Below are 2,961 nucleotides of genomic sequence, written 5' to 3'. Positions count from 1 at the left end.
ACGGGGCAGCCTGATATGCGATATACTACTCCTGACAGGCCTCAGATCCCTTAAGCTGGTGCGGCGCTATGGCGTTTACCGTGAAGGAATGCCGCGATCTGGTGCGTTTGCTCGAGGCCCCTCCAGAGTGGCGGGTTGAGTTGCGCCGGGCTGCATAAGGATCGCCCTCCCTCGCTTTCCTCATGTGACGGGGATCCACACGATAGCAAGGTGCCATGAGATCGAAACGGGGCAGCTTGATATGCGATATAATAATCCTGACAGGCATCAGATCCCTTAAGCTGGTGAGGCGCTATGGCGTTTACCGTGAAGGAATTCCGCGATCTGGTGCGTTTGCTCGAGGCGCATCCAGAGTGGCGGGTTGAGTTACGCCGGCTCATCCTGTCTGAGGAGCTGCTTGCCCTGCCCGAGATTATGCGTGATCTCGCGGCCAAGATCGCTGCGTTGGCTGAGGTCCAGCGACAGACCGAGGAAGAGGTGCGGCAGCTCGTGGAGGCGCAGCGGCGGCACGATGAGGAGTTTGCGGCTTATCGGGCCGAGACAGAGCGACGATTTGCCGAGCTAGCGGAGGCGCAGCGGCGGACGGAGGAGCGGGTGCAGCGGTTGGAGGAGGCGGTGGAGCGTTTGGCGGAGGCGCAGCGGCGGACGGAGGAGCAGGTGCAGCGATTGGCTGGAGGTCTGGAGGGATTGCGCAGCGAAGTGGGGAGGCTGGCTCGGATTGTTGGCGCAACGGTTGAAGAAGAGGCGGAAAGCATTTTGCGAGTGGTTTTGCGAGAGAAGGGCTATCGTTTGCTGGACGAACCGCGCCTTAAAGTGCTGGATGGCGAGATTGATGTAGTCGTGCCTGTGGAAGCGGAGGGGCAGATCTTGTGGGTGGTCGTAGAGGCCAAGGTGCGCCAGAGCTGGCGCGCTATCGAGGATTGGGCCAATCGCATGCGCTCAGAAGGCTTCCGAAGGCGCCTCGCTTCAGCGGGGATCCAGGGGCCGTATCTGGTTTACGCTTTTGGCATGCGCTTGGATGAAGGGGCCGAGGAGGCCGCGCGCACTTACAGGATCGGACTGCTCTCGGCTCGTGGAGAACGGGTGCCTCCCGTTGAGTGGATTCCATCCCCCTAACCGGAACCGTTTCTAAGGTCGGTGGGCCTCTCTCAGGACAGGGAGACGGAGAGACAGGGAGGCTGGCAGGAAGATGGAGGAATAGCCTGCCAGCCTTTTTTCTTGATGGGAACTGAGGGTTTTCGGAGGCAGTGCGGGAGGCCTTTGCCCCCCGAAAGATTTTTTCTCCCCCTCCCCACGGCCCAGAGGGCCGTGGGGAGGGGGAGAAAGGGGGAGGAGGCCATTGCCTTCCGGACTGGCTTCAGTTCCTCAAATCCCCAGTTTATAACTGGATAAAGCCCTACATATAATGGGTCTTCCCTGGCTCTAAGAGGGCGACACGGCCGCGGTAGGAAAGCGCTCCGCCGGGCTTGCGGAGTATTTCACCCTGCCCGGTGAAAAGTCTTTCGCACGATCTCCAGCCCCTCGATCAGTCGATCCACCTCTTCAATCGTGTTGTAGAGATAGAAGCTCGCCCGCGCGGTGGCGGTGAGCCCCAGGCGCTCATGCAAGGGCATCGCGCAATGATGGCCTGCTCGGATGCAGATCCCCTCTCGATCCAGGATGGTGGCGATGTCATGGGGATGCACCCGATCCATAACGAAGGCCACCACGCCGCCGCGTTCCGCCGGGGGAGGGCCGACGATCCGGATGCCCGGGAACTCGCTCAGCCGTTCCATCGCATAGGTGACCAGCATCTGCTCGTGGTGATGGATGGCCTCTAGACCGATGCGGCTCAGGTAATCCACTGCCACGCCCAGACCGATCGCCTCCGCGATCGCGGGGGTCCCGGCCTCGAACTTGTAGGGGAGCTCGTTCCATTCGGCGCCTTCAAGGGTGACGCGGCGGATCATATCGCCACCGCCCAGGAAGGGCGGCATAGCCTCCAGGAGCTCCCGACGTCCCCACAGCACGCCGATGCCGGTGGGCCCGCACATCTTGTGTCCGGAGAAAGCCAGGAAATCGCCTCCCAGCTCCTGGACATTTACCGGGATGTGGGGCACCCCCTGGGCTCCGTCGATCAGCACCATCGCCCCCACCGCGTGAGCCTTCTCAATGATCGGCCGTAGCGGATTGATGGTCCCCAACACATTCGACATCATGGTCACCGCCACCAGGCGGGTTCGCTCGGTGATCAGCGTATCCAGGAGATCCAGCCGGAGGCGGCCCTCATCAGTGATCGGAATGTAACGGATCCGAAGCCCTTTCTCCTGAGCGACCAGGAACCAGGGGACCAGGTTGCTGTGATGCTCCATCTCCGTGAGGAGGATCTCATCGCCTTCCCGGAGGAACGGACGGGCCCAGGCGTAGGCCACTAGGTTGATCGCTTCGGTGGTGTTGCGGGTGAAGATGATCTCTTTGGGGGAGGCGGCGCCGATAAAGGCAGCGATCTTGCGCCGGGCCTCCTCGTAAAGCGCGGTGGCCTGCTCGCTCAACTGATAGACCCCCCGGTGGACGTTGGCATGCGTGGTCCGGTAGTATTCATTCATCGCCTCGATCACCGGGATCGGCTTCTGGGAGCTGGCCGCGCTGTCCAGGAAGACCAGGGGTTTTCCGTGGATGGCCTGGTGGAGGATGGGGAAATCTGCCCGGATGCGTTCGACATTTAATTCAGTTCGCAACCCCACGCTTTTCATGAGGCCCTCCGCGGGTTTTTACGCTGACCATCATTTTAACGCAACTCACCTAATTGCGAGGAGAGAGGATAGGGAGCATAGGGATAGTGGGGCAGAGGGCGGGGCCATCCTCCCCACTACTCTCAAACCCCTGGGTTTACAGACTCATACTGTGGATTCCAGCAGACTGCCCGAGGTTTTCGTAAGGATTTTGGGTGGGCGGGGCCGCCCAAGGCGGCCACGCCCCCCC

Annotated in this window: 2 protein-coding genes; one reads left to right on the top strand and one right to left on the bottom strand. The window is 61.3% G+C overall.

The genetic code is table 11. The features are described 5' to 3' along the window. Positions 1-294: 294 nt before the first annotated feature. Complete coding sequence (locus NZM16_RS02790) at positions 295-1,116, top strand: hypothetical protein (RefSeq protein ID WP_295478389.1); 822 nt, start codon at positions 295-297, stop codon at positions 1,114-1,116. A 362-nt stretch (positions 1,117-1,478) separates the two neighbouring features. Here NZM16_RS02790 and NZM16_RS02785 read toward each other — a convergent pair whose 3' ends face one another. Continuing rightward, positions 1,479-2,732 (bottom strand): cysteine desulfurase, encoded by a 1,254-nt coding sequence (locus NZM16_RS02785; RefSeq protein WP_295478387.1) that lies wholly within the window; start codon positions 2,730-2,732, stop codon positions 1,479-1,481. Positions 2,733-2,961: the final 229 nt, after the last annotated feature.

This window comes from Thermoflexus sp., from assembly GCF_025055495.1.
Classification (GTDB): Bacteria; Chloroflexota; Anaerolineae; order Thermoflexales; family Thermoflexaceae; genus Thermoflexus.
This window is presented reverse-complemented; position numbering and strand designations above follow the sequence as displayed.